Consider the following 24,647-nt stretch of genomic DNA (forward strand, 5'->3'; position numbering starts at 1 on the left):
CAAAAACAGGTGGTCAGTCGTTGAGCAAGCGCCCGTGACGCAGCGCTTCGCGCCCCGCCACCTTGGCCAGCCAGAAACCCGCTTGGGCATAACGTAGCCGTTCAACGGCAAACAACACCCCCGAGGTGCCCGCGCAGACAATGCTCACGCGATCAGTCAGAGGGTCAATCACTTCAAAAATCTCATCGCCCGCTTCAACCCTGTCACCGGCTTTACGCAGGTAACTGATCACACCGGCATGCGGCGCGAACAGCAACTCGGTGCCTTCGAAGGGCAAGCCTTCGCACGGTTCGTGCTGTGGCGCGGGCCATTCGCCTCTGATCAGGCCTTGCTCGGCGAGGAACGCGAGGATGCCTTCAGCGTGGAAGATCGCTTCGTCGCGGCCCGTGTCAGCCTGGCCGCCCAGCTCTAGCGTGGTCGCCAGACAGGCCAGTGGAATCTGCGCGTCCGGGAATGCCCGCGACAAACGCAACCACGGCAGCGAGCAGGCTTCATCGAACGAGCTACCGCCGGAATCTTCCGCCAGCAGGCCGACCTTCACATTCAAATGCGCCGACAACGAACGCCACTGTGGCCAATGCTGCGGCAGCGCGTACATGTGCAGCGCAGCTTCAGCATCGCAATGCAGGTCGAGGACGATATCGGCGGTGCAGGCGTGGCTGAGCAGTACCCGTTGCATACCTTGCAACTGGCTGCTCGGCTCGGGCAATGCATTGAGTGCATCGGTCATTGCCTGACGAATCATGCGCACATTGGCGTGCGGGTCATCGCCCAGCTTGCCCTTGAGCAGCTCGGTGACCGGCTCGCTCAACTCGACGAAATCACGGTTGAAGTTCTTGCCGCTGCCGACCTCGAAACGGCCTTGGTGGCTGCCTTGCAGCAACTGGCCCAGGCCCATCGGGTTGGCGACTGGCACCAGCTCGATCACGCCATTGAGCGCACCTTGCTGTTCCAGTTCGGTGAGGCGCTTTTTCAGCTCCCAGGCCGCGCGCATGCCGGGCAGTTCATCGGCGTGCAGGCTGGCCTGGATGTAGGCCTTGCGCTCGCCGCTGCCGAAACGAAACACGCTCAGCTGGCGCTCGCAGCCCAGGTGGCCCCAGGGCAACAGGTGATCGATACGTTCCATATCAGTGCTTCCGTGGAGCCAGGTAGCTCAGCCAGCGGCGCTCGGCCAACTTGAACAGGCGCACCAGGATAAAGGTCAGGCACAGGTAGAACACGCCGGCCGTGATATAGGCTTCGAACGGCAGGTAGAACTGGGCGTTTACCGTGCGCGCGGCGCCGGTGATGTCGATCAAGGTGACGATGGAGGCCAGGCTGGTGGTCTGCAGCATCATGATCACTTCGTTGCTGTACTGCGGCAGCGCCCGGCGCAGGGCCGACGGCAGCAGAATGCGGCGGTACAGCTTGTAGCGCGACATGCCCATGGCCTTGGCCGCTTCGATCTCGCCATTCGGCGTAGCCTTGAGGCTACCGGCAATGATCTCGGCGGTGTAGGCGCTGGTGTTGATCGCAAAGGCCAGGCACGCGCAGAACGTGGCGCTGGACAGCAGCGGCCACATGAAGCTCTCGCGTACGGCTTCAAATTGCGCCAAACCGTAGTAGATCAAAAACAGCTGCACCAGCATCGGCGTGCCGCGAATCACGTAGGTGTAGAGCCAGGCGGCGCCATTCACGATCGGCTGCTTGGACACACGCATCAAGCCCAAAGGCAAGGCGGCGAGCAAGCCGAAGAACAGCGAGATGGCCAACAGTTTCAGGGTGGTAACCAGGCCGCCGAGGTACAGCGGCATGGCGTCCCAGATGACGTTGTAGTCGAAGATCATAGATCAGCCGCCCTTACGCCTACCGAGTAGCGCTTCTCAAGATAGCGCAGGGCCAGCAACGACACGCTGGTGATCACCAGGTACATCGCCGCCACTGCGAGGAAGAAGGTAAAAGGCTCACGGGTGGCATCTGCCGCCTGCTTGGCCTTGAACATCATGTCTTGCAGGCCTACCACCGAAATCAGCGCGGTGGCCTTGGTCAATACCAGCCAGTTGTTGGTGAAACCAGGGATCGCCAGCCGAATCATCTGCGGCACCATCACCCGGAAAAACACCTGAAAACTGCTCATGCCATACGCAAGGCCGGCCTCGGCCTGGCCCTTGGGAATGGCCATGAAGGCGCCACGGAAGGTTTCCGAGAGGTAGGCGCCAAAGATGAAACCCAGGGTGCCGATACCGGCGGCCAAGGGGTTCAAGTCGATATAGTCGTCATAGCCGAGCATCGGCGCGACGCGGTTGAGCAAGTCCTGACCGCCGTAAAAAATCAGCAGGATCAGCACCAGGTCGGGGATCCCGCGGATCACCGTGGAGTACAAGTCACCCAGCCAGGCCAACCAGCGCACCGGCGACAGGCGTAACGCGACCCCGATCAGACCCAGAACAATGGCCAAGGCCATGGACGACAAGGCGAGCTGAAGCGTCAACCATGCGCCATCGAGGATGACGGCCCCGTAGCCTTTCAACATGATTCAGGTCCTCGAAAAGGGGGATGAAAAAATGGCGCAAACCGCAGGAATTCTGTTGCTTGCGCCATTCTGGACAGACAGCTAGGACGAGTTACTTAGGGTCAGCGCCGTAAATATCGAAGTCGAAGTATTTGTCCTGGATTTTCTTGTATTCGCCGTTGGCACGGATCGCTGCGATGGCCGCGTTGATCTTGTCCAGCTCGGCCTTGTCGCCTTTACGTACAGCGATGCCAATGCCGTCGCCGAAGTACTTGGCGTCGGTGAACTGTGGGCCCACGAACGCGTAGCCTTTACCGGCCGGGGTTTTCAGGAAGCCGTCTTGCAGCAGGGTGGCGTCAGCCACGGTGCCGTCGAGGCGACCGGCTTCCACGTCCAGGTAGATTTCGTTCTGCGAGCTGTAAGGCACAACCGTGGCGCCTTTAGGGGCCAGGACTTCCTTGGCGAAGCGATCGTGGATCGAACCGCGTTGCACGCCGATTTTCTTGCCTTTCAATTCATCCAGGCTGTCGCTGACCTTGGTGCCTTCCTTCATCACCAGCTGCGCTGGGCTCAGGTAGTAGCGGTTGGTGAAGTCCACGGACTTCTTGCGGTCTTCAGTGATGGACATGGACGACAGGATGGCGTCGATCTTGCGCACTTTGAGCGCAGGGATCAGGCCGTCGAATTCTTGCTCAACCCATACGCACTTGACCTTCATCTCGGCGCACAGGGCGTTGCCGATGTCGTAGTCAAAACCGACGATGCTGCCATCCGGCGCCTTCGAGGCAAACGGAGGGTAAGCCGCTTCGATACCAATCTTCAGGGGCTTTTCATCAGCGAAGGCCTGCATCGACAGCACGGACAGCGCCAGGGCGCCCAACAGCACAAGTTTCTTCATCTTGGGACTCCATCGGTATAGGGCAAAAAGCAGAATGAGCCGTGGCCCACGATGCGACTTAAGTGAAACCGAATAGCGGTGCTGCGTCCTACCCCGAATTGATACTGGAGACGACGAGCGAGTGATCGGCATTCTAACGACAGGCCGGAAGCCGATATTTCCTCAATGCGACAACAATTTACAGAAGCACTGAGAAAGCGGTTCCAGCACATTGACAGCCTCTGTTTTTTATGCAGAGACAAAAGATATTAAACCTGTTGATGCTGCAAATTGCGGGCCTATTATTCGCAAACCCTTCTAGCACGGCAAGTCTGGCGTTTAATCTTATTTCTGAGGGTGTCTAAAACGGGGGTTTTCGGGGCATAGGTGTAGCACATTGCCTCAGGATTGGGCGCGGGGTTACACATTTGCTGGTCTCGGTAACATTCAGAAACGTCCTACGCACGAAGTCGATATTTATTGGCCTACGCATAGATCGTTCCCAGGCTCTGCGTGGGAATACATCCTGTGACGCTCTGCGTCACGCCCCAAGAGCAGACGCGGAGCGTCCAGGGCGGCATTCCCACGCGGAGCGTGGGCACGATCATTGTGGTATGCATGCCAAAGGTGGGAGCTGGCTTGCCTGCGATAGCGGTCTGTCAGCCAACCCACCTGTGCCTGACACACCCTCATCGCAGGCAAGCCAGCTCCCACAGTGATCCGGTTTCGCCAGCGATATTTATTGGCCTACGCATAGATCGTTCCCACGCTCTGCGTGGGAATACATCCTGTGACGCTCTGCGTCACGCCCCAAGAGCAGACGCGGAGCGTCCAGGGCGGCATTCCCACGCGGAGCGTGGGAACGATCATTGTGGTATGCATGCCAAAGGTGGGAACTGGCTTGCCTGCGATAGCGGTCTGTCAGCCAACCCACCTGTGCCTGGCATACCCTCATCGCAGGCAACCCAGCTCCCACAGTGATTCGGTTTCGCCAGCGATATTTATTGACCTACGTATAGATCGTTCCCACGTTCTGCGTGGGAATACATCCTGTGACGCTCTGCGTCACGCCTCAAGAGCAGACGCAGAGTGTCCAGGGCGGCATTCCCAAGCGGAGCGTGGGAACGATCATTGTGGTATGCACGCCAAAGGTGGGAGCTGGCTTGCCTGCGATAGCGGTCTGTCAGCCAACCCACCTGTGCCTGACACACCCTCATCGCAGGCAAGCCAGCTCCCACAGTGATTCGGTTTCGCCAATGATATTTATTGGCCTACGTATAGATCGTTCCCACGCTCTGCGTGGGAATACATCCTGTGACGCTCTGCGTCACGCCTCAAGAGCAGACGCGGAGCGTCCAGGGCGGCATTCCCACGCGGAGCGTGGGAACGATCATTGTGGTATGCATGCCAAGGGTGGGAGCTGGCTTGCCTGCGATAGCGGTCTGTCAGCCAATACAATCCAAATGTGGGAGCGGGCTTGCTCGCGAAGGCGGTGTATCAGTTAGCAGATGTGTAGCTGACCCACCGCATTCGCGAGCAAGCCCGCTCCCACAGGGGATTTGCATCGGTTTCGAATTCCCAAAAAAAAGCCCCACCCAGCTCACGCCAAATGGGGCTCTGCACCACCTAGCCCGCCTTACGCGACGTTCATGGTCTTGTGCGTTTCAATCAAATGCGCCACCACACCTGGGTCTGCCAGCGTGGAGATATCCCCCAACCCGTCATACTCAGCCGTGGCAATCTTGCGCAGAATCCGGCGCATGATTTTCCCCGAGCGCGTCTTCGGCAAGCCCGGCGCCCACTGGATCACATCCGGTGAGGCAATCGGCCCGATCTCTTTGCGCACCCAGTTTTTCAACTCCAGGCGCAGCGCTTCGTTTGGCTCCTCGCCGTTTTTCAGCGTGACATACACATAGATGCCCTGCCCTTTGATGTCGTGCGGCACACCCACCACCGCCGCTTCGGCGACTTTCGGGTGAGCAACCATGGCGCTTTCAATCTCGGCCGTACCCATGCGGTGGCCGGACACGTTCAACACGTCATCCACGCGGCCGGTGATCCAGTAGTAGCCGTCCTCGTCACGACGCGCACCGTCACCGGTGAAGTACATGCCACGGAACGTCTTGAAATAGGTGTCGACGAAACGGTCATGGTCGCCATACAGCGTGCGCGCCTGGCCTGGCCACGAATCCAGAATCACCAGGTTGCCTTCGGCCGCGCCTTCGATCAGGTTGCCCAGGTTATCCACCAACGCCGGCACCACGCCAAAGAACGGGCGTGCCGCGGAACCCGGCTTGAGCGCGTGGGCGCCCGGCAGCGGGCTCATCATGTTGCCGCCGGTTTCGGTCTGCCACCAAGTGTCGACGATCGGGCAACGGGATTGGCCGACGTTCTTGTAGTACCAGTCCCAGGCTTCCGGGTTGATCGGCTCGCCCACCGAACCGAGCAGGCGCAGGCTGCTGCCATCAGCGCCTTCCACGGCAGCGGTACCAGAGGCCATCATCGCGCGGATCGCGGTCGGCGCGGTGTAGAGGATATTGACCTTGTGCTTGTCGACAATCTTCGCCACCCGCGTGATATCCGGGTAGTTCGGCACGCCTTCGAACAGCAGCGTGGTCGCGCCGTTCGCCAGCGGGCCGTAAACAATATAAGTGTGACCGGTGACCCAGCCGACGTCGGCGGTGCACCAGTAGATTTCGCCCGGGCGGTAGTCGAACACGCGCTCGTGGGTCAGGGCCGCATACAGCAAGTAGCCGCCGGTGGTGTGCTGCACGCCTTTGGGTTTGCCGGTGGAACCCGAGGTATAGAGGATGAACAGCGCTTCTTCGGCGCCCATCTCTTTCGGCGCACACACGGTGCCCGCCACTTTCATCAAGTCTTCGTACCAGATGTCGCGATGCTGGTTCCACTTGATGTTGCCATTGGTGCGCTTGCACACGATGACTTTCTGGATGCTGCTGGTTTCCGGGTTGGTCAGCGCGTCGTCGACGTTGGCCTTCAGCGGAATTTTCTTACCGGCGCGGATGCCTTCGTCGGCAGTGATCACCACCTTCGACTTACAGTCGATGATGCGACCGGCCAGGGCTTCCGGCGAAAAGCCGCCAAACACCACGGAGTGAATCGCACCGATGCGGGTACAGGCCAACATGGCGACCACGGCTTCGGGGATCATCGGCATATAGATAGTCACCACGTCGCCGCGGTGCACATCCTGGCCGCGCAAGGCGTTGGCGAACTTGCAGACTTCTTCATGCAGCTCGCGGTAGGTGATGGTGCGGCTTTCGGAAGGGTCATCGCCTTCCCAGATGATCGCCGCCTGATCGCCACGCTCAGCGAGGTGACGGTCGAGGCAGTTGTAGGAAACATTCAGGGTGCCATCAGCGAACCATTTGATGTCGACATGGTGGTCGTCGAAAGAGGTCTGCTTCACCGCGGTGAAAGGCTTGACCCAGTCAAGGCGCTTGGCTTGCTCGCGCCAGAAGCCATCGGGGTTGACCACCGACTGCTGGTACATGGCCTTGTAGGTCGCCTCGTCGGTCAGCGTGTTGGCTGCTACTTCGGGGCGAACGGGGTACAGGGAAGCCGCACTCATCTTTCTTACCTCGGTGACAATAGTTGTTTTTGTATGCCCTGTTGTAGCCGGGGCGCCCCCATAGAACCATTCGACGATGGTAGTAACAAGCCCCTACAAATTGCCCTGCCATGCCGATTTACGGCTCTGGCCCGCGACCTGCGCGGCTTTCACGCCGGATGAAAAAACCTTTACCACGGGATTGTTACAAAAACCGCCAATAGTGTTTATCAAAAGCACGGGTATATGAATATAACGCGTGCGCCTAAAATCAACGCCGTCAACAAGACACTGTGATTAACAACGTAACAGCCCCCACGAAGGCAACGTTAATCCGAACTTCCCAACTCTTAAGTTACACACGTGGCCTCACAAGGGCCCCGTGACCCCTTTCGCCCTGAAGAAGGTAAGTAAACAAATGAAAGCTCTCGTAGTTATGGCCCTCAGCAGCTTGTGCGCCACCGCCGCCCTGGCCGACGAGGCCCCGACCGAGCTGGCCGGCCAGAACGCCCCGATCGTTGAAGATTACACCTACAGCACACACTTGGATGTGGCCAAAGTATTATCCATGAGCACTGTTCCGGAAGTCTGCCAGGTTGTACCGGTACAAATGGAATATGAAGACTCACAAGGTCAACGTCATATTCTTAATTACCAAGTAATGGGTAATGGTTGTTCTAACGGGTAATAATTATTGAATCAGGTTTAAACCCGGATCTTGGTCGCCGCAAGAAATCGTTCTTGCGGCCAAGAACCTCTCTGTAACCCACCACGCAATAAAGGTGGGAGCTGGCTTGCCTGCGATGGCGATTTCAGCCTTTTTACACCGCCCAAAACCCGCCACCGCCCCGCCTCCCCCAGCCCGCCAAAAACTATCCCACCGCCCGTCAAAAAATTCCTGCCCCGGCAAAGCCTTGCAAACACGCGCCTTGGCCGAAAACCAAGCCATTTTGGCGCTCAATCGTGACCATCCGCCGCAACACAAAGTCGAATTTTTCCCTATAATGCGCGGGTAAATCGGGCCTGCAATATCCCTTTACACTGGGATGAAGAGCCAGACCTGAGGCCTCCCGCTGGAGCATGCACCAGTCGCTCCGCCCCTCAGCCTCACGCAGAGCACCCGTTACCCAATTCCGTTTAATGCCTGCGCGAGCTGTTGCAACAAACGATTTCTTAAGATCCACCGCGGCCTCAGGGCCGTGTGAACACCCAACCATCCGGTTTCACACGGGCACCTTTGAGCCCTCACGCAGGAGACGACACGTCATGCTGAGCTGGGACGAATTCGACAAAGAAGAAGAAGGCGAAGTAGCCGCTAAAGGCGCCAACGCCGGCCACGCCACCGAAGCCAACATGGACCGCCTCGACGGTGCCGGCGCCGCCGCCGCCATCGAAGCCCGCGCCGTCACCGCCAGTGACTCCGCCGCCATCGTGCGCGCCAAGGCCGCCCTCGACAAACTCGACGTCGCCGAAGGCCTCGCCGAACTCGAAGGCTCCGCCGCCCGCGTCGCCGTTGACGAAAAACGCATGATCAACTGCCGCGCCGACCTCAACCAACTCGTGCCTTTCAAGTACGACTGGGCCTGGCAGAAATACCTCGACGGGTGCGCCAACCACTGGATGCCGCAAGAGGTCAACATGACCGCCGACATCGCCCTGTGGAAAAACCCCGAAGGCCTGACCGACGACGAACGCCGCATCGTCATGCGCAACCTCGGCTTCTTCTCCACCGCCGACTCCCTGGTTGCCAACAACCTGGTGCTGGCCGTGTACCGCCTGATCACCAACCCGGAGTGCCGCCAGTACATCCTGCGCCAGGCCTTCGAAGAAGCGATCCACACCCACGCCTACCAGTACTGCATCGAATCGCTGGCCATGGATGAAGGCGAAATCTTCAACATGTACCACGAGATTCCATCGGTCGCCAAAAAAGCCGCCTGGGGCCTGAAGTACACCCGTTCGATCTCCGATCCGAAGTTCGAAACCGGCACCGTTGAGACCGACAAAGAACTGCTGCGCAACCTGGTCGCCTACTACTGCGTGCTGGAAGGCATCTTCTTCTATTGCGGCTTCACCCAGATCCTGTCGATGGGCCGCCGCAATAAAATGACCGGCGTGGCTGAGCAGTTCCAGTACATCCTGCGGGATGAATCGATGCACCTGAACTTCGGTATCGATGTGATCAACCAGATCAAAATCGAAAACCCGCATTTGTGGGATGCCGAGATGAAGGAAGAAGCGACCCAGATGATTCTGCAAGGGACTCAGCTGGAGATCGAGTACGCACGTGACACCATGCCTCGCGGCGTGTTGGGCATGAATGCGGCGATGATGGAGGACTATCTGAAGTTCATCGCTAACCGTCGTTTGTCGCAGATTGGGTTGAAGGAAGAGTATCCAGGGACGACGAATCCGTTCCCGTGGATGAGCGAGATTATGGATTTGAAGAAAGAGAAAAACTTCTTCGAAACCCGCGTGATCGAGTATCAAACCGGCGGCGCGCTGAGCTGGGATTGATTCCTAAGCCAAGCAACATTAAGAAGCCCTGACATGTTCAGGGCTTTTTTATGCCTCCTTTGATCTGCATAGGAGCCGTCTTACACCAAAATCATCCATAGAAAGGTTGATACGAATTTCGATGCTAAATAGTCTCGTCTACCGGTGCCTAAGAAACGCCCAACGTAGCTGCTAGCCTCAATCACACAGTCAAGAAACCGCATGGCCAATCATGCGGAATGAATGCTGTATCGAGGCCAAGCAAGTTGGAGTTTCTTAAAATCCGCTCTCTACGTTGGGTTTCCACCCTTCTGTAAATCACGTAGAGGTCATAGGAAGTGTCTAGCCAATATCTACTCAACTTGCCTAACGCTGAAGGTATGCTCACATCCGAGCTTTCAATTGCCTTAGTTTTTACTCGTCATAATCTTCAATTACACGCCCTCCTTCTAGAAAACCAAGCGTGGTTCTGTGCGCGTGACCTTGGACGTTTGATGGGGTGGTGCTTAGATGAGCGCACGACTCGCAAGCTCGATGAAGACCAACGAAAAACTCTAAAACTGCTGTTCCACGGTCAGCCCGAAGAAATGCTGATGATCAGCGAATCCGGTGCTTACGCGCTGCTGGTCTATCACTACACCCCTGGGAATCGCCTTCTGCGTAGTTGGCTCACTCATGAAGTAGTTCCAACGTTGAGGGACGAGCGTCAGCCACCAACGGTGGAACGACCGTTGTTGAGCATGTTGGATTGGCCGGAGATGTCGTTGAACCTGCTGCATTGGCAAGATGAAGGCTGGATAAGACTTCGGGATATGCCGTATTTACTGGTTAATCGGACCTATCGGAGGGAGTCAGCAAAGACTCCGTGGTGGCGAAAGCTCACCCAACCTTTCCGAATGAAGCAGCGAATGCACTGACGCAAACGAACGGCAAGTCCCACCGATTCGTAGGAAATTTCGTAGACGTCATAATGGCTACTCAGTATCGTCCGAGGGTTTTCTACCCTCGGCGGCTGTATGGATATTGCGAAAGACAAAACGGACTGGAACGATGCAGAGTTGGCAGCGGCGGTCGAAGCGTATTTGAAGATGTTGGCCTGGGAAAAGAGCGGCCAGCCTTTCAATAAAGCCCTCGAAAACCGCCTTCTGCGTGAGGGCGCGGTGGCGGGTCGTGCGAAAGGGTCTATTGAATTTCGCATGCAAAATATCTCCACCGTGCTCGTCAGTATGGGCTGGGACCGTATTGAAGGTTATAAGCCAGCAAGGAACGTAGGCGCAGGCGTTGAGCAACGCATCCGCCAAGCACTTGCCGCGCAGGGTGTATTCGAATCCGAAGACGCTGCCCAAACGGCAGATGAGCAGACGCTTATCCGTCGCGCATCCAAACTGCAGCAGCAACCTTTCCAAAGGCAACCGGACGGCATAGCCCAGCCGCAGAAGGTATCGAGCGTCAGCAGCGCCTTTGTCCGCGACCCAAAGGTACGCGCGTGGGTACTAAAAGAAGCCAAGGGCATTTGCGAAGGCTGCGGTTCAAATGCGCCTTTCGAGGTCGATGGTTTGCCATTTCTTGAAGTACATCACGTCAAGCACCTCGCCCAGAAGGGTTCGGATCGCACGACCAATGCTGTAGCCTTGTGCCCCAATTGCCATCAGCGTTGTCACCGGTCGAGTGACCGGGATGCTTTCACCGAGTCGCTTTACGCCAAGATCGGAAGATTGGCACGGGAGTAAACTCCTGCTGTCACACCTGATGAACGCTCAAAAAATACCAGATAGGACCGAGGCCAACCCGTGAACCCAGACATGCTCGAAGCCGGCCCCGCTGACGCCAAAGTACTTTCCGTCTTTGACTTCGACGGCACCCTGACCCATCACGACAGTTTCGTGCCCTTCCTCAAGTTTGCCTTTGGCCCCGGTGAGTTTTATGGCCGGATGGTCAAGCTGGCGGTGCCTGGGCTGCGCTTTTTGCTGCGGCAGATCAGCCGGGATGAGTTGAAGGCGCAGTTGATCCGCACCTTTATGACGGGGGTGGAGAAGGCGTGGGTGCAGCAGAAGGCCGAGGAGTATTGCCAGAAGAATTGGGCGCGGTTGATGCGCCCGGCAGGGGTTCTTTCGGTAGAGCAGGAGTTGGGCTCGGGGGCGGTGGTGACGCTGTGTTCGGCGTCGCCGGCGTTGGTGTTGCAGCCGTTTGCGAATCGGTTGGGGATCAAGTTGATTGGTACTGAGCTTGAAGTGGTCGACGGGGTGTTGACGGGCAAGCTCACGGGGAATAATTGCCGCTGTGAGAATAAGGTGCTGCGGCTTGAGGCGGTGTATGGGGATTTGGGCGAGTATCGGCTGCGGGCCTGGGGCGATACGCGTGGGGATCGGGAGTTGTTGGCGGCGGCGCAGGATGCGCATTTTCGGCATTTTCATTCGAAGAAGAAGCAGGGCAAGTTGCAGCGGTGATGCGGGTGGGTGGGGTCGGCGGGTGGGCCGAGGCGATCCCATCGCTGCCTCGCTGGGGCTCGAGAGCTCCCACATTTGATCGGTGCCAGATAGATAGCGCACTAGCATGGAGTGCTGGGGGTCTAGTCTTCAAAGGACTCTCGGTCCTGCTGTTTCGGCTGGGTTCTTTCAGGCATGAAGTCGCTGGAGACGAATTCAGGGTCTAGGAAGAAGCTGTCCCAGGTATTTTCTGCTGGAGCAATGATTTGCTCATTGCCCATCGCGCGCACCGTTATATCTGCTGCCCCTGCCGGGAGATGCAAATCTGCTGGGGTGCAGACTGTTTGTTCTCGGTTGCCTGAGTTAATTTTTGTTTGATGCATAGGCGTACTCCTCCTGGTTGGTTAAAGACAATACAAGTCAGATGGCTTGCCGCCTATGCAGAAAATGTATCGATACAAATAGCGAGTTCGGCGGGTGGACCGAGTCGATCCCATCGCAGCCTCGCTGGGGCTCGACAGCTCCCACATTTGAGCTGCGTGAGCTTGTTGATCGACGTTCGGAGGGGTTTATGTCGCGGCTTTGAGGTCTACGCCCAGGGCTGTTGCGAAGGCTTTTACCATTGGGCTTCTTGGCGCGTTGTGGCGCAGGATCAGGTTGAACGCGGTGCTCAGGTGAACCTGTTCCGGGCACAGTGCGCGCAGGCGCCCTTCCCTTACCAGGGGCGCGGCGTAATGTTCCGGCAGGAAGCCCAGGAAGCGGCCGGTGAGGATCAGGATGGCGACGGCTTCAACCTGTGAGGCCGAGGCGGACTGGCTGTCGTAGGTGACGAAGTTGGCCTTGTCGCGGTGGATCGCATAGCGGTGGTTGACCACTTCGTATTGGCGCAGTACGTCTGGCGTGATGTCGCTCGCGTTGAACAGCGGGTGTCCTGCGGCGCAGTAGGCGTGGGCTTTTTCTTCGTACAGCGGGAAGTAGTCGAATTCTTCGCGGCGTTGGTACACCGGCACGATGCCGACGATCAGCCGCCCTTCCACCACGCCGCGTTCAACTTCGTCGAGTTGCGAGGCATGCAGGCGCAATCTAATTTTTGGTGATTCGCTGTGTAACTTACCCAAGGCGGTAATTAGCGGCGAATTAACGTCGGAGACGGTGTTATCAATTACGCCGACACTAAGGTCACCAATAAGCTCGTTTTGCGCCGAACTAAGCTTGTCTCTGAAACTGTCCACCGAGGTAAATAACTCGATGGACGCCTGATACACCAACTTGCCTTCTTCGGTCAGGCCGAACCCTTCCCGGCCCCGTGTACACAGGCGCATGCCGATGCGGATTTCGAGGTCGGAGATCTGTTTGCTGATGGCCGCCAGGCCCACGTTCAGCTCGTTTTGCGCGGCGCTGAAGCCGCCGGCTTCGACCACGGCCATGAACACGCGCAGCAATTTGAAGTCCAGCCCGCTCAGTTGCAGCGGCGGCCGAGTGCCGGGTTTTGGCGGCATGTTTCCAGAAGTGGAAAGTGGGGTTTCCATAATACGCGTTGACCTCAAGTGCCATATTCAACAGGCTTCAACCCAATCCTTGAACATAGCCAGGCGGCGATAATGGCCGTAAACATCCGCCCTTGGCAACCTTGAATATAGCGGGTTGAACAGCACGCAGAGGCTGATTTAACACCCGTAAAAACCTGACACTATGATCAGGTCTTTTTAGTTTTTTACTGCCTCCGACTCTTCTAAAAACAAGCGTGAGGAATACCGATGTCCCAGCCCACCGACCGCCTTTGGGGCGCTCGTTTCAAGACCGGCCCGTCTGCTGCTTTGGCCGCGTTGTCGCGTTGCCCCGAGCGCTATTTTCGCCTGACGCCCTACGACCTGGCCGGCTCCCGTGCCCATGCCCGTGAATTGCAGCGCGCCGGTTTGCTGGATGAGTCGGAGACCTTGCGCACCCTCGAGGCCCTGGACCGTATCGGTGAGGACTTCGCCGCCGGCCACCTGCATCCAACCCTGGATGACGAGGACGTACACACCTTCATCGAACGCGTATTGACCGAGCGCCTGGGCGCCCTGGGCGGCAAGCTGCGCGCCGGGCGTTCGCGTAACGATCAAACCGCCAATGACCTGCGCCTTTTCCTACGTGACCATGCGCGCACCATCACCACTGAGGTGCTGGGTTTGCAGCAAGCGTTGGTGGAGCAGGCCGAGCAGCATGTGGAGAGCATTTGCCCAGGCTTCACGCACTTGCAGCAGGCGCAACCGATTGTGTTTGCCCACCATTTGCTGGCCCACGCGCAGTCGATGCTGCGCGATGTGCAACGCCTGGTGGATTGGGATGCGCGCACAGCGTTGTCGCCGTTGGGCGCAGCCGCCATGGCAGGTTCGGCGATTGCGCGGCAGCCGCAGCATTCGGCCAAGGAAATGGGCTACACCGGGCCGTGCGAAAACTCGATTGACGCTGTCGCCAGCCGTGACCATGTGGCGGAGTTTCTGTTTGTGGCGGGCATGCTCGGGGTGAATATTTCGCGGCTGTCGGAGGAATTTTGCCTGTGGTCGTCGCGCCAGTTTCGCTGGGTGGTGCTGGACGATGCCTACGCGACGGGCAGCTCGATCATGCCGCAGAAAAAGAACCCGGACATTGCCGAACTGGCGCGGGGCAAGGCTGGGCGTTTGATTGGCAACCTGACCGGGTTGATGTCGACGCTCAAGTCGTTGCCGCTGTCGTACAACCGCGATTTGAGTGAAGACAAGCACAGCGTGTTGGACAGCGTGGACACCTTGCTGTTGGTGTTGCCGGCGATGGCCGGGATGGTCGCGACCATGAAGGTGCAGGTGGAAGAGCTGCGCAGGCAAGCGCCGATGGGCTTCACCTTGGCGACTGAGGTGGCGGATTGGCTGGCCACGCGCGGTGTGCCGTTTAAAGAGGCGCATGAGATTACCGGTGCCTTGGTACAAGCCTGTGAGAAGCATGAGATTGAGTTGTGGGAAGCCTCGCCGGCGATGCTGGCCGAGGTGGATGCTCGGTTGTTGCCTGAGGTGCGGGACTGCTTGACCCTGGAGGCGGCGATTGCGGCGCGCAGTGGTTGGGGCGGGACGGCGCCGGAGCGGGTTCGGGAGCAGATTGGGCGGTTGAAGGTGGCGTTGGCTGAGCAGCAGAAGTGGGCTGAAAGCTACACCGGGTTTCGTATCTGACGATCGTTCCTACGCTCTGCGCGGGAATGCATCCTGTGACGCTCCGCGTCGCCAAGCCACGCACGAACAGCGGGACGCGGAGCGTCCGAGGCGGCATTCCCACGCGGAGCGTGGGAACGATCAGGTAACACGTATTTTTTTGGAGAGTCACCATGAACCAAACCCCGGCGGAGCGCTTGGAAGCTGAGCGCAAGTTGTCCGAGAACCAGTTCGATATCACGCAGTACGAGCACGTGCCGCGTCGTTATTACGGGCGGATGTTTTTTGCCACGTTGATCGTGATCGCATTGGCCGCGTTGCTGCGTGCCTTTGCCAATGGCCAGATCGAATGGTCCTACATCGGGCAGTTCCTCACATCTGAGGCCATTTTGTGGGGCCTGGTGAACACCATCGTCATGTCGATTTTGGCGATGGCGTTGGGCGTGGTCATCGGCGTGATCACGGCAATCATGCGCATGTCGGCCAACCCGATCCTGCGCTACGTGGCCATCACCTACACCTGGCTGTTTCGTGGCACGCCGCTGATTTTGCAGCTGTTGCTGTGGTTCAACCTGGCGCTGATTTTCCCGGTGATCGCGATTCCCGGCCTGTTCAGCATCGACACCGTCGACTTGATGACCCCGTTCGTGGCCGCCCTGCTCGGCTTGAGCATCAACCAGGGCGCCTACACCGCCGAGGTGGTGCGCGCGGGTTTACTGTCGGTCGACACTGGCCAGTACGAAGCCGCCAAGTCCATCGGCATGCCGAGCCTTCAGGCGTTGCGTAGGGTGATTCTGCCGCAGGCCATGCGAGTGATCATTCCGCCGGTAGGCAACGAGTTCATCAGCATGGTGAAAATGACCAGCCTGGCCAGCGTGATCCAGTATTCGGAGCTGCTGCACAACGCACAAAACATCTACTACGCCAACGCCCGGGTCATGGAGCTGCTGATTGTGGCCGGCATCTGGTACCTGGCGGTGGTGACTGTTCTTTCATTTGGTCAAAGCCGCCTCGAGCGTCGTTTTGCCCGCGGCGCCGGCAAGCGTTCGTAAGTTTGGGTTGAGGAGATTTGCCCCATGAGAAGCATCGTCAAGGCCGTCAACCTGAACAAGTATTACGACCAGTATCACGCGCTGCGCGACATCAATATCGAGGTCGAGCAAGGCGAAGTGATGTGCATCATCGGCCCGTCCGGCTCGGGTAAAAGCACGTTGCTGCGGTGTGTGAATCAGCTGGAAAAAATCGACAAGGGCGGCCTGTGGGTCGACGGCGAACTGGTGGGTTACCGCGTCGTCGGCAACAAGCTGCATGAAATGAATGAATCGCAGATTGCGCGCCAGCGCCTGGCGACCGGCATGGTGTTTCAGCGCTTCAATTTGTTCCCGCACATGACCGTGCTGCAAAACATCATCGAAGGCCCGGTGCAGGTGCTCAAGCGCTCGCCCAAGGAGGCCATCGAAGACGCGTTGGAACTGCTGGCCCGCGTCGGCCTGGCGGACAAGCGCAATGCTTACCCGGTGGAGTTGTCCGGCGGGCAGCAGCAGCGTGTGGCGATTGCCCGCGCACTGGCGATGCGCCCCAAGTTGATGTTGTTTGACGAACCTACGTCAGCCCTCGACCCGGAGCTGGTAGGTGAAGTGCTGTCGGTGATGCGCGATTTGGCCACCACCGGCATGACCATGATCGTGGTCACCCATGAGTTGGGCTTCGCCCGCGAAGTGTCCAACCGCATGGTGTTTATGGATGCCGGCCAGATTGTGGAAGCCGGCAGCCCGGAAGAGATTCTAATAAGCCCACAAAACCCGCGTACCCAAAGCTTTATTTCTGCCGTTCGCACTTAATTAAAAAACTAACGAGAACGCCCCCATGAAAAAATTGTTTATCCCAACGTTGCTCGCAGGCCTGATGGCCTCCTCGTGTGTATTTGCGGCATTGCCGGCGGCAATCAAGGACAAGGGTGAGATCAGCGCGGCCATCGTGCCGAACTACCCGCCGATGGATTTCAAGGACACCGCCACCAACAAACTTACCGGCCTGGACTTCGACCTCGGCAACGCCCTGGCCGAGCGCCTGGGCGTGAAGATCAAGTGGCAGGAAACCGGCTTCGAACAGATGCTCAGCGGCCTGACCACCAAGCGCGTCGACATCGTGTTGTCGGGCATGAGCGACACCGCCGAGCGCCAGAAGGCCGTGACCTTCATCGACTACTTCACCAGCGGCCCGCAGTTTTACACCCTGGCCAAGCGTGAAGACCTCAAGGAATTGACTGACCTGTGCGGTAAAAAAGTCGGCACCAGCCGCCGGACGACCTGGCCGTCGGAAATTGCCGCGTGGAGCAAGGAAAACTGCGAAGCGGCGGGTAAGCCGGCAATCGTGGTGATCGGCACTGAAGGCTCGGCGGATGCCCGCGCGCAGTTGCAGCAGAACCGCCTGGATGCGGCGATGCAGGGCAGCGAGACGATTCCTTATTTGATGTCGTTGGATAAGGGCAAGTACAAGCCGGTGGGCCTGGCGATTTCCAAGCAGTTCACGGGGCTGGGGATTGAGAAGAGCAACACGGAGTTGGTCACGGCGATCAGTGAAGCGCTGCAGGGCATGATTGATGATGGGACGTACGGCAAGATCCTGAAGAAGTGGGATCTGGAGCAAGGTGCGGTGGAAAAAATTTCCATTAATGCCGGCCAGTAACTCGATCTAAATGTGGGAGCGGGCTTGCTCGCGAATGCGGTGGATCAGTCGGTAAATTTGTCACTGACACATCGCATTCGCGAGCAAGCCCGCTCCCACATTTGATCTGTGTTCACAGTTGGATTGTGTTGTCGTAAAAAATAACAAGGACGCTCGCCCTCACCGTGGCCACCTACTCCCTGGTAATCCGCCGCCTGATGATCTGCTCGGTGACCATCGTGGTCAGCCGTGCCATGACCAGCCCCCTGCTCGCCTTGCTCTTGAGTACCCGCCTGGGCCTCAATCAACAAGACATCGGCCTGCTGATGGGCATTGCCGTCTTTATCGCCACACTGCTCGGCCTTTATGGCGGCTATATCATCGACCGCCTGGAAAAGCGCAAGCTGCTGATCCTGGCCATGCTGTCCAGCTCCATCGGTTTTTTGTTGCTGACTTTTGCCAGCAATCTCTACCTCACCACCCTGACGCTGGTGATCACTGAAGCCGCCTCGGCACTTTTCCTGATCGGTTCCAAGGCCATCATCAGCGAAAACCTGCCGGTGGGTGATCGCGCCAAGGTGTTTTCCCTGCGCTACACCTTGACCAACGTCGGCTACGCCACTGGCCCGATGGTCGGCGTGGTGATCGCTGGCCATATGCAACTGGCGCCGTTCCTGATCGCCAGCGCCATTGCGTTTGGCAGCCTGTTCCTGATGATCGGCATCCCGCCGACGCAACGCGATGACAGCAATAAACCCCTGAGCTTCGTCAGTACCCTGCGCACGTTGCGCAGCGACCGCACACTGATTCTGTTCACCAGCGGCAGCCTGTTGAGCACCATTGTCCACGGGCGCTACACCCTTTATCTGTCGCAGTTTTTGCTGGTGGCCTACAAGCCCGCCGAGGCGCTGAAGATTCTGTCGGCGGTGCTGGCCTGCAACGCCATCACCGTGATTTTGATGCAGTACCAGATCGGCCGCTTTCTCAAGCGCGAACAACTGCGCTACTGGATCGTGCTGGGCACCTTACTGTTTATGGCCGGGCTGATCGGTTTCAGCCTGGCGCACAGCCTGATCACCTGGTGCCTGGCGATGTTCGTCTTCACCTTGGGCGAGATGATCATTTACCCGTCGGAGTTCCTGTTTATCGACACTATCGCCCCCGACGCGCTGCGCGGCAGTTACTACGGCGCGCAAAACCTGGCAGCGTTTGGCGGGGCGATGAGCCCGGTGATTTGCGGGTACTTGTTGATCAATGCGGCGCCGGTCAGCATGTTCTATGCCCTCGGCGCATTGACCGCGGTAGGCGGCACCTTGTGTTTCCTAAGCGGACGGCGTGTGGCTGGAACACCGCCTATCTAATGTGGGAGCTGGCAAGCCAGCTCCCACATTTTTTGATCTCCGCAGTGGCGAAGTTTTGCGTAATATCCAGCCATACATCTCACGGACCCGAGCCCCATGAAATTCGACACGGCCTACAGCCTGAGTCTCGATGACAAGCTGTCGATCTACGACGTACGAGACCTGAATTTCGACGAAACCAGCCCTTTCGACTCCGACAAGGACAGCTTCCTGTGCCCTAACGACGAATGCCGCGCGGCGTTCGATGCGGGCAATGCGCTGAGTACCTTCAACGCCAAAAACGTCAACTATCAGCGCACGCCGCACTTCAAGAACAAGGCCGGCACCCGGCATATCGACGGCTGCCGCTATGCCAGCACGCACAAGACTTCGACCGGTGAAGGTGACGACGAGCGCGAGGAAAATTTCCCATCGGAATTCGTACTGACGCGACGTCAGTACGAACGCAAGGCATCGGTGCCCGGCACCGAAGGTTCTGCCCCGCAGGAGCCTGCGAAAGCACCTTCAAATCGCGTCGCCGTGTCCCACAGCGCCAGCGATACCACCCCAGACAAAACCAGCGTGTTCGCTCATCCGGTGGAATGCTACGTGTCCAACATCGATGACAAGGACAAACTCAAACGCATGCCCTTGAAGATCGGCGATCACACGGCGACTTACTGGACGTTTTTCAAGAAGATCGAATACCTGCAGGATAACAAGGGCCTGATCTACTGGGGCAAAATCAAGGCGATCAAGGACTACACCGCCAGCGTTCGCATCGACTTCGAGAAGAAGGTATGGCTCGACAAAAAGCCCTACTCGGTCAACGTCTACCTGAGCAAAAAACTCATCGAGAACTACCGCAAGCGCACGGCTTTCCTGGAGCAGATCAGGGCGGCGGCAGGCAGCGAAAAGGCGTTGTATTGCTTCTTCTATGGGGTAACGCCGGAGTTGAAACAGGTGCCGAGCAAGAAGAACCCCGACCAGACGTTCGGGGTATTCAGTGCGAATATCGAGAACCTGGATCACCTGATTATTCGGGAAGCGCCGGGAGTGGAATAGTCGATGGCTGAATTGCCATCAAAAAAATCCAGTTGATGAGCGGTAGAAACAACTGTACAAAAACACAGTATAGTTTGCCCTCCCCCGTCGAATCCTGGAGAAACCCCATGTCCTCTCTGGCAATGAGCTCTTTCGTAGAACAGCAGATCGTCCTGCATCAATTCACCGCCAAGCACAGTGTGCAGGCCCGCGCGATGCTCGGTTGGAGCCGCGAAGAACTGGCCCGACAAGCCGGGTTGGCGGTGGAGGCGGTACAGCGCTTTGAAAGCCAGGCCGATGTGGATGATGAAACCCGCTTGGCGTTGGCTTTTCGGCTGGAAGCTGAAGGGCTGGTGTTTTTCCCGGGGTTTACGCCGGGGTGGGGGATGAGTGTGCGCAAGTTTGACAGCGCCCCATCCGAGCCCGCCGCACAAGGCATCATTTCGCGGCTGATGGGCTCAACAGCGGCATCAATTGATTCACCAACGCCTCAACCGAATGGTGCGTAGCGTCCAACCGAATCACCGGGCAGGTCAGCGGTTTCAACCAGCTTTCATGCCGACGCAGACTGCGAAGGCTATGGTTGCCGCCATCGTAACGAGCCGCCCAGGCGAGAAACGCGAGGCTGTTTTCATGGCGGCTGCCGCCCTCCAGAACCCGGTCGCCATAGCGTTGCACTTCCCGCAGCTGCAGGCGGTGAAGGCGAACGTGAGGGTCCACACGCAGGAACACCACATGGGTGAACTGCGGGATCATGGCGTCACCCCATCCGCACAGAGAACCGGAGAGTACCCAGCCTTCGAGGCCGGCACTCTGCTCCTGTAGCAGCCGAGTGCGTTCGTCTCGCAGCCGGGCGACGGTAAAGGGCTCAGGGGTTTGCTGCCAGTAGAAGTCGTCGGAGTCGAAATAAGCCACGTTGAGACGTTCGGCCAGGGCTTTGCCCAAGGTGGTGGTGCCTGCACCCGCCGCACCGAGGATGTGAATTTTGTAGCTCATGGCGTCCCCCGTGCATTGAGTGTCATCTGTTCACGCATCAGGCTTGCAATTGCAGCGCGCGGCGCATCATTTGTGGCGGTTGGCCGAAGGCACGCAGGAAGGCGCGGCGCATACGCTCGGGGTCACCAAAGCCGGTTTCTCGGGCGATGATGTCGATGGCATGGTCGCCGGATTCAAGCATCAGCCGCGCCGCTTCAATGCGCAGGCGTTCGATGGCCTTGGCTGGGGTTTGCCCGGTCTCGCTGCGAAACAGTCGGCTGAACTGGCGCGGGCTGAGGTGGGCGACCTCGGCCAGCTGCTCGACCGACAGTTCCTCCTGCAAGTGCTGGCGAGCGTAGGCCAGGGCGGTTTGCACGCGGTCGGATTTGGGGTCGATCTCCAGCAACGCAGAAAACTGCGACTGGCCGCCTGCACGCCGATGGTAGATCACCAATTTGCGCGCCACCTCGCGGGCCACCTCCACACCCAGGTCGTTTTCGACCAGGGCCAGTGCCAGGTCGAGGCACGCGGTCATGCCGGCGGAGGTCCAGAGCGGGCCGTCGACCGTGAAGATGCGGTCTTCTTCCAACCTTACATTCGGGTAGGCCTGGCGAAAGGCGCGGGCGTGATACCAGTGCGTGGTTGCCTTACGCCCTTCCAGCAACCCGGCCGCTGCCAGGTGGAAAGAACCCGTGCAAGCGGATGTCACACGGCGCGATTTCAGCATGGCTTGCTGCAAATAAGCGAGCATGCCCGGACTGGCTTCCAGCACATCGTTGTCTCCCGCCACTAACAGCGTGTCGTAGGGGCGCAGGCCGAAGGGCACGGTATCAATGGCAAACCCCATGGAGCTGTTGACGAGGCCACCCTTCTCGGACACCAGGTCTACCCGATAGAAGGGCTGCGGCATTTCCAGGTTGGCAAATTCGAACACCGTGCTCGTGCTCAAATTGAGCATCTGAAACTCTGGAAACAGCAAAATACCGACAGACACCATGGCCAAACCTCATGTCCCTAAAGGAGGGATATACGACATTGCAGACATCACGGTACACCCATAATCTGGGTTCCAACAAGGCCGAACTTTCCTCGGCCATCCTGGAGCAACTGCAATGACTCAAACCAAAGGCTATGCCCTGATCACCGGCGCCTCTTCGGGTATTGGCGCCCTTTATGCCGACCGTCTGGCTCGCCAGGGTTACGACCTGATTCTGGTGGCGCGTAACCAGCAACGTCTGGACCAACTGGCCACGCACCTCAAAGCCGACACCCAACGGGATGTCCAAGTGGTAGCCGCCGACCTCAACCTGCCGGCCGACCTGGCACGTATCGAACAGATCCTGCACGAAGACAAGCGCATCAGCCTGCTGGTGAACAATGCCGGTGTCGGCGCCACCGCATCCTTACTGGACTCCGACGCAGACAAGATGGAGGCGATGATTCTGCTCAACGTGCTGGCCCTGACCCGCCTGGCCAAAGCCGCCGCGACCAGTTTTGTCGCCCAGGGTCGCGGCACCCTGATCAATATCGGCTCCATCGTAGCGGTCGCGCCAAAATTGCTGAACGGTGTGTACGGTGGCACCAAGGCATTTGTGCAGGCGTTCAGCGAGTCACTCGAACATGAACTGAGCGACAAGGGTGTGCGCGTTCAAGTGGTGCTGCCTGGGGCCACCGCCACCGAGTTCTGGGATGTCGCAGGGCTGCCGGTGAATAACCTGCCCGAGACGATGGTGATGAGCGCAGAGAATCTGGTGGATGCCGCCCTGGCTGGGCTCGCTCAAGGTGAGAAGGTCACCATCCCATCGCTGCCCGACAGCCTGGATTGGGAGGCCTACGAAGCAGCGCGCCTGGCCCTGGGCCCTAACCTGTCACATAGCAGCCCGGCGGCACGTTACGGCGTGTAGTCAGCCAAACGGTTAAAGCCCAGGTTTCGTTGCCGCCTGGGCCGCCTGCTCATACCCATAGCCGATGGCCAACAACGTGGGCTCTGACCAACGGGTGCCAAAGAAGTAGGCACCGGTTGGCAGGCCGTCGTCATCGGTTCCGGAAGGCAAGGTGATCCCTGGGTAACCGGCGACAGCGGTACCGAAGTAACTGTTGGTGGTGAAATCCGAGACCATGGCATCCAGGTTATGCGTGCTGATCGGGGTATCCACCGTGTCGCGAAAATCTTCGATAAGCGCGTCCCAAAGCGTCTTGCGCTGCTCCGGAGCCAGGCTAGAGGCGCTGACCTCCTTAAGCACGGGCTGGTGCTCAACCTCAGTACCATCGCGCTCTTTATTGAACGTGATCAACTCGGTCAATGACTTGACCGGCAGTCCTGGGCGATTGGTCAAATAGGCACTCAGCTCCTCCTTTACATCCGATAGCAGCAGTTCGTCGCAGCGTGACGCGTCAGCCATGCGCAAATTGACCGGCACCATACTGGCGCCCTGCTCGCGAAGAACTTCCAGCGTCTTATGAAACTGCGGGCTGTTTTCCACCGGCAGACTTTCACCGTTCAAAGTAAACATCGTGGGGTAACCGATACGCTTGCCCTTCAAAGCCTGCGGAACCAACAGGCTGGTGCCCGCCGGGACAGGTTTCGCAGCGGCTACTGGTTGGCTTGCGGCCAGTGACTGCGCACTCTGTCGGATGATCGAATACATGCCATAAGCGATGGCAACTCTATGGACTCTCCTGAGTTCCGAGAACATGAAGGATCAACGTTGATCCGTTCGCCATTCCAGGAACCCGGCCCACTGCCCACGTTAAGACCGTAACCACTTACAGAGCAGGAGTACTCAGCGCGCCTTGTAATCGCCCTTGGCCGCCCGACACGCCAGCGCTGATCTGTCGATACGCCAGGAGCAACGTGGGCAACGCGTCGCGAGAACACCGTGCGCCATAAAACCAGAGCTTCGCTCCGTCCGCCAAGGGTTCGCAATGCGAGGGGTACCCACTGACACATGCGTTATGAAAGGCTGCACTCCGGCCGTCAGACACTAAGGCATCAAGACGATGCTCGATCACAAGCTGATCGATTTCATTGCGCTGCAGAGTGAATTGAAGGGAGGGATCCGCACGTCGCGCGTCCACTGGCACCAATTGCGCACCGGCCTGGCGCAGGATGTGGAAAGCTCGAAGCAAGGCCGCGCTGTGTTCGACGAGTTCGTAATGCCCCCCGCGCACATACCGCTCAGCGAACCCGATGCGCCAGCCGTACAGCACCTTGGTCGCCGTGAAGGTGGTGTTATTCATCACCAGAGGGACTTCCACCATCACAGGCCCTGCGGGATCGATACCGCTTAAGGCGACGAGGGATAATGCAGGATCTCGCAGGGGCATGATCGGCGGGGCGATGGCGTTATAGCCGGGAATGAGCGTGCGCCCCGAAGGCTGTTCGGCGCCGAAGACGATAGCGCCTGGGCTCGCTTTATCGGTTTGCAGCTGCGCCGGGGCCGGCCGCGTGCCGGCCGCTTCGCCAGCGCCCGGCATGGAGAGCACGGGGCCACAGGGCAGACCCAATCGCCAATGTTCCCAACAATTTTTCTCCATCAGAAACGGCTCCCGACAATTACGTTGCCGGGATGATCGCACTCTCATCTGCTGTTTGT

General features: G+C 58.4%; 23 protein-coding genes and 1 pseudogene. 13 read left to right on the forward strand and 11 right to left on the reverse strand.

The features are described 5' to 3' along the window. Nucleotides 1-13: 13 nt before the first annotated feature. From HX783_RS11215 to acs, 5 genes are all read right to left on the reverse strand, one after another. Nucleotides 14-1,126 (reverse strand): succinylglutamate desuccinylase/aspartoacylase family protein, encoded by a 1,113-nt coding sequence (locus HX783_RS11215; protein WP_177016919.1) that lies wholly within the window; start codon nucleotides 1,124-1,126, stop codon nucleotides 14-16. Between the two features lies 1 nt (nucleotide 1,127). Further along, nucleotides 1,128-1,826 (reverse strand): ABC transporter permease, encoded by a 699-nt coding sequence (locus HX783_RS11220; RefSeq protein ID WP_159959202.1) that lies wholly within the window; start codon nucleotides 1,824-1,826, stop codon nucleotides 1,128-1,130. Continuing rightward, nucleotides 1,823-2,512: an ABC transporter permease gene (locus tag HX783_RS11225; protein ID WP_032886746.1), complete on the reverse strand. Its 690-nt coding sequence runs from the start codon at nucleotides 2,510-2,512 to the stop codon at nucleotides 1,823-1,825. The genes HX783_RS11220 and HX783_RS11225 overlap by 4 nt, the downstream gene beginning before the upstream one ends. 91 nt (nucleotides 2,513-2,603) lie before the next feature. Further along, entirely contained in the window at nucleotides 2,604-3,389 is a 786-nt protein-coding gene (locus tag HX783_RS11230) for an ABC transporter substrate-binding protein (protein WP_177016920.1), read from the reverse strand. A 1,615-nt stretch (nucleotides 3,390-5,004) separates the two neighbouring features. After that, complete coding sequence (gene acs / locus HX783_RS11235; protein WP_177016921.1) at nucleotides 5,005-6,960, reverse strand: acetate--CoA ligase; 1,956 nt, start codon at nucleotides 6,958-6,960, stop codon at nucleotides 5,005-5,007. 397 nt (nucleotides 6,961-7,357) lie between these two features. Between acs and HX783_RS11240 the strand changes: the two genes are divergently transcribed. The 5 genes from HX783_RS11240 (at nucleotide 7,358) to HX783_RS11260 (ending at nucleotide 11,882) form a co-directional block, all read left to right on the forward strand. Then, nucleotides 7,358-7,627: a DUF2790 domain-containing protein gene (locus HX783_RS11240; RefSeq protein WP_106576108.1), complete on the forward strand. Its 270-nt coding sequence runs from the start codon at nucleotides 7,358-7,360 to the stop codon at nucleotides 7,625-7,627. Nucleotides 7,628-8,205: 578 nt separating this feature from the next. Then, on the forward strand, nucleotides 8,206-9,456 hold the full coding sequence (locus HX783_RS11245; protein ID WP_032879817.1) for a ribonucleotide-diphosphate reductase subunit beta: 1,251 nt from the start codon (nucleotides 8,206-8,208) through the stop codon (nucleotides 9,454-9,456). Between the two features lie 359 nt (nucleotides 9,457-9,815). Beyond that, nucleotides 9,816-10,352 carry a Bro-N domain-containing protein gene (locus HX783_RS11250; RefSeq protein WP_174245686.1) on the forward strand — a complete coding sequence of 179 codons (537 nt, stop codon included), beginning with the start codon at nucleotides 9,816-9,818 and terminating at the stop codon, nucleotides 10,350-10,352. A 99-nt stretch (nucleotides 10,353-10,451) separates the two neighbouring features. Continuing rightward, nucleotides 10,452-11,165 carry an HNH endonuclease signature motif containing protein gene (locus tag HX783_RS11255; RefSeq protein ID WP_177016922.1) on the forward strand — a complete coding sequence of 238 codons (714 nt, stop codon included), beginning with the start codon at nucleotides 10,452-10,454 and terminating at the stop codon, nucleotides 11,163-11,165. A 72-nt stretch (nucleotides 11,166-11,237) separates the two neighbouring features. After that, entirely contained in the window at nucleotides 11,238-11,882 is a 645-nt protein-coding gene (locus HX783_RS11260; protein ID WP_159961613.1) for an HAD-IB family hydrolase, read from the forward strand. 122 nt (nucleotides 11,883-12,004) lie between these two features. Here HX783_RS11260 and vapB read toward each other — a convergent pair whose 3' ends face one another. Both vapB and HX783_RS11270 read right to left on the reverse strand, forming a co-directional pair. Further along, nucleotides 12,005-12,244: a type II toxin-antitoxin system VapB family antitoxin gene (gene vapB, locus HX783_RS11265; protein ID WP_159959212.1), complete on the reverse strand. Its 240-nt coding sequence runs from the start codon at nucleotides 12,242-12,244 to the stop codon at nucleotides 12,005-12,007. Between the two features lie 186 nt (nucleotides 12,245-12,430). Further along, entirely contained in the window at nucleotides 12,431-13,390 is a 960-nt protein-coding gene (locus HX783_RS11270; protein WP_159959214.1) for a LysR family transcriptional regulator, read from the reverse strand. 228 nt (nucleotides 13,391-13,618) lie between these two features. Between HX783_RS11270 and argH the strand changes: the two genes are divergently transcribed. The 7 genes from argH to HX783_RS11305 all read left to right on the forward strand — a co-directional run bounded on the left by argH (nucleotide 13,619) and on the right by HX783_RS11305 (nucleotide 20,585). Then, nucleotides 13,619-15,046, forward strand: a complete 1,428-nt coding sequence (gene argH, locus HX783_RS11275; protein ID WP_177016923.1) for an argininosuccinate lyase — start codon at nucleotides 13,619-13,621, stop codon at nucleotides 15,044-15,046. A 152-nt stretch (nucleotides 15,047-15,198) separates the two neighbouring features. Then, the gene (locus HX783_RS11280; RefSeq protein WP_017134649.1) at nucleotides 15,199-16,077 is read left to right on the forward strand and encodes an amino acid ABC transporter permease; all 879 of its coding nucleotides are present in this window, start codon (nucleotides 15,199-15,201) and stop codon (nucleotides 16,075-16,077) included. A 24-nt stretch (nucleotides 16,078-16,101) separates the two neighbouring features. Then, entirely contained in the window at nucleotides 16,102-16,866 is a 765-nt protein-coding gene (locus tag HX783_RS11285; protein ID WP_017134648.1) for an amino acid ABC transporter ATP-binding protein, read from the forward strand. Between the two features lie 25 nt (nucleotides 16,867-16,891). Next, nucleotides 16,892-17,713, forward strand: a complete 822-nt coding sequence (locus HX783_RS11290; RefSeq protein WP_159959220.1) for an ABC transporter substrate-binding protein — start codon at nucleotides 16,892-16,894, stop codon at nucleotides 17,711-17,713. Between the two features lie 164 nt (nucleotides 17,714-17,877). After that, the gene (locus HX783_RS11295; protein WP_177016924.1) at nucleotides 17,878-19,053 is read left to right on the forward strand and encodes an MFS transporter; all 1,176 of its coding nucleotides are present in this window, start codon (nucleotides 17,878-17,880) and stop codon (nucleotides 19,051-19,053) included. A 96-nt stretch (nucleotides 19,054-19,149) separates the two neighbouring features. Beyond that, nucleotides 19,150-20,097 carry a hypothetical protein gene (locus HX783_RS11300; RefSeq protein ID WP_177016925.1) on the forward strand — a complete coding sequence of 316 codons (948 nt, stop codon included), beginning with the start codon at nucleotides 19,150-19,152 and terminating at the stop codon, nucleotides 20,095-20,097. 107 nt (nucleotides 20,098-20,204) lie between these two features. Beyond that, complete coding sequence (locus HX783_RS11305; RefSeq protein ID WP_159959226.1) at nucleotides 20,205-20,585, forward strand: helix-turn-helix transcriptional regulator; 381 nt, start codon at nucleotides 20,205-20,207, stop codon at nucleotides 20,583-20,585. On the opposite strand, the gene HX783_RS11310 is transcribed toward HX783_RS11305, so the two are convergent. Beyond that, nucleotides 20,515-21,072, reverse strand: coding sequence for an AAA family ATPase (locus HX783_RS11310; RefSeq protein ID WP_177016926.1), 558 nt, complete (start codon nucleotides 21,070-21,072; stop codon nucleotides 20,515-20,517). The genes HX783_RS11305 and HX783_RS11310 overlap by 71 nt on opposite strands. Nucleotides 21,073-21,109: 37 nt before the next feature. Beyond that, the gene (locus HX783_RS11315) at nucleotides 21,110-22,048 is read right to left on the reverse strand and encodes a GlxA family transcriptional regulator (RefSeq protein WP_159959230.1); all 939 of its coding nucleotides are present in this window, start codon (nucleotides 22,046-22,048) and stop codon (nucleotides 21,110-21,112) included. Nucleotides 22,049-22,163: 115 nt separating this feature from the next. On the opposite strand from HX783_RS11315, the gene HX783_RS11320 reads away from it, so the two are divergent. Next, nucleotides 22,164-22,955: an SDR family oxidoreductase gene (locus HX783_RS11320; RefSeq protein WP_177016927.1), complete on the forward strand. Its 792-nt coding sequence runs from the start codon at nucleotides 22,164-22,166 to the stop codon at nucleotides 22,953-22,955. Between the two features lie 12 nt (nucleotides 22,956-22,967). Here the strand turns inward: HX783_RS11320 and HX783_RS11325 are convergent. Both HX783_RS11325 and HX783_RS29950 read right to left on the reverse strand, forming a co-directional pair. Further along, a pseudogene (locus HX783_RS11325) lies at nucleotides 22,968-23,618 on the reverse strand (amidase family protein); the annotation flags it as partial. A gap of 199 nt (nucleotides 23,619-23,817) precedes the next feature. Then, nucleotides 23,818-24,588 (reverse strand): hypothetical protein, encoded by a 771-nt coding sequence (locus tag HX783_RS29950; RefSeq protein WP_256347146.1) that lies wholly within the window; start codon nucleotides 24,586-24,588, stop codon nucleotides 23,818-23,820. Nucleotides 24,589-24,647: the final 59 nt, after the last annotated feature.

Source organism: Pseudomonas sp. D2002, from assembly GCF_013385735.1.
Taxonomy (GTDB): Bacteria; Pseudomonadota; Gammaproteobacteria; order Pseudomonadales; family Pseudomonadaceae; genus Aquipseudomonas.

What these genes read in the sequence shown, in the direction of transcription:
- HX783_RS11305 (WP_159959226.1), top strand. Translation starts at nt 20,205, where the DNA reads ATGTCCTCTCTGGCAATGAGCTCTTTCGTAGAACAGCAGATCGTCCTG.
- argH (WP_177016923.1), top strand. Translation starts at nt 13,619, where the DNA reads ATGTCCCAGCCCACCGACCGCCTTTGGGGCGCTCGTTTCAAGACCGGC.
- HX783_RS11215 (WP_177016919.1), bottom strand. Translation starts at nt 1,126, where the DNA reads ATGGAACGTATCGATCACCTGTTGCCCTGGGGCCACCTGGGCTGCGAG.
- HX783_RS29950 (WP_256347146.1), bottom strand. Translation starts at nt 24,588, where the DNA reads ATGGAGAAAAATTGTTGGGAACATTGGCGATTGGGTCTGCCCTGTGGC.
- HX783_RS11225 (WP_032886746.1), bottom strand. Translation starts at nt 2,512, where the DNA reads ATGTTGAAAGGCTACGGGGCCGTCATCCTCGATGGCGCATGGTTGACG.
- HX783_RS11250 (WP_174245686.1), top strand. Translation starts at nt 9,816, where the DNA reads ATGCTCACATCCGAGCTTTCAATTGCCTTAGTTTTTACTCGTCATAAT.
- HX783_RS11290 (WP_159959220.1), top strand. Translation starts at nt 16,892, where the DNA reads ATGAAAAAATTGTTTATCCCAACGTTGCTCGCAGGCCTGATGGCCTCC.
- HX783_RS11255 (WP_177016922.1), top strand. Translation starts at nt 10,452, where the DNA reads ATGGATATTGCGAAAGACAAAACGGACTGGAACGATGCAGAGTTGGCA.
- HX783_RS11320 (WP_177016927.1), top strand. Translation starts at nt 22,164, where the DNA reads ATGACTCAAACCAAAGGCTATGCCCTGATCACCGGCGCCTCTTCGGGT.
- HX783_RS11315 (WP_159959230.1), bottom strand. Translation starts at nt 22,048, where the DNA reads ATGGTGTCTGTCGGTATTTTGCTGTTTCCAGAGTTTCAGATGCTCAAT.
- HX783_RS11220 (WP_159959202.1), bottom strand. Translation starts at nt 1,826, where the DNA reads ATGATCTTCGACTACAACGTCATCTGGGACGCCATGCCGCTGTACCTC.
- HX783_RS11270 (WP_159959214.1), bottom strand. Translation starts at nt 13,390, where the DNA reads ATGGAAACCCCACTTTCCACTTCTGGAAACATGCCGCCAAAACCCGGC.
- HX783_RS11260 (WP_159961613.1), top strand. Translation starts at nt 11,238, where the DNA reads ATGCTCGAAGCCGGCCCCGCTGACGCCAAAGTACTTTCCGTCTTTGAC.
- acs (WP_177016921.1), bottom strand. Translation starts at nt 6,960, where the DNA reads ATGAGTGCGGCTTCCCTGTACCCCGTTCGCCCCGAAGTAGCAGCCAAC.
- HX783_RS11230 (WP_177016920.1), bottom strand. Translation starts at nt 3,389, where the DNA reads ATGAAGAAACTTGTGCTGTTGGGCGCCCTGGCGCTGTCCGTGCTGTCG.
- HX783_RS11240 (WP_106576108.1), top strand. Translation starts at nt 7,358, where the DNA reads ATGAAAGCTCTCGTAGTTATGGCCCTCAGCAGCTTGTGCGCCACCGCC.
- HX783_RS11280 (WP_017134649.1), top strand. Translation starts at nt 15,199, where the DNA reads ATGAACCAAACCCCGGCGGAGCGCTTGGAAGCTGAGCGCAAGTTGTCC.
- HX783_RS11310 (WP_177016926.1), bottom strand. Translation starts at nt 21,072, where the DNA reads ATGAGCTACAAAATTCACATCCTCGGTGCGGCGGGTGCAGGCACCACC.
- HX783_RS11245 (WP_032879817.1), top strand. Translation starts at nt 8,206, where the DNA reads ATGCTGAGCTGGGACGAATTCGACAAAGAAGAAGAAGGCGAAGTAGCC.
- vapB (WP_159959212.1), bottom strand. Translation starts at nt 12,244, where the DNA reads ATGCATCAAACAAAAATTAACTCAGGCAACCGAGAACAAACAGTCTGC.
- HX783_RS11285 (WP_017134648.1), top strand. Translation starts at nt 16,102, where the DNA reads ATGAGAAGCATCGTCAAGGCCGTCAACCTGAACAAGTATTACGACCAG.
- HX783_RS11300 (WP_177016925.1), top strand. Translation starts at nt 19,150, where the DNA reads ATGAAATTCGACACGGCCTACAGCCTGAGTCTCGATGACAAGCTGTCG.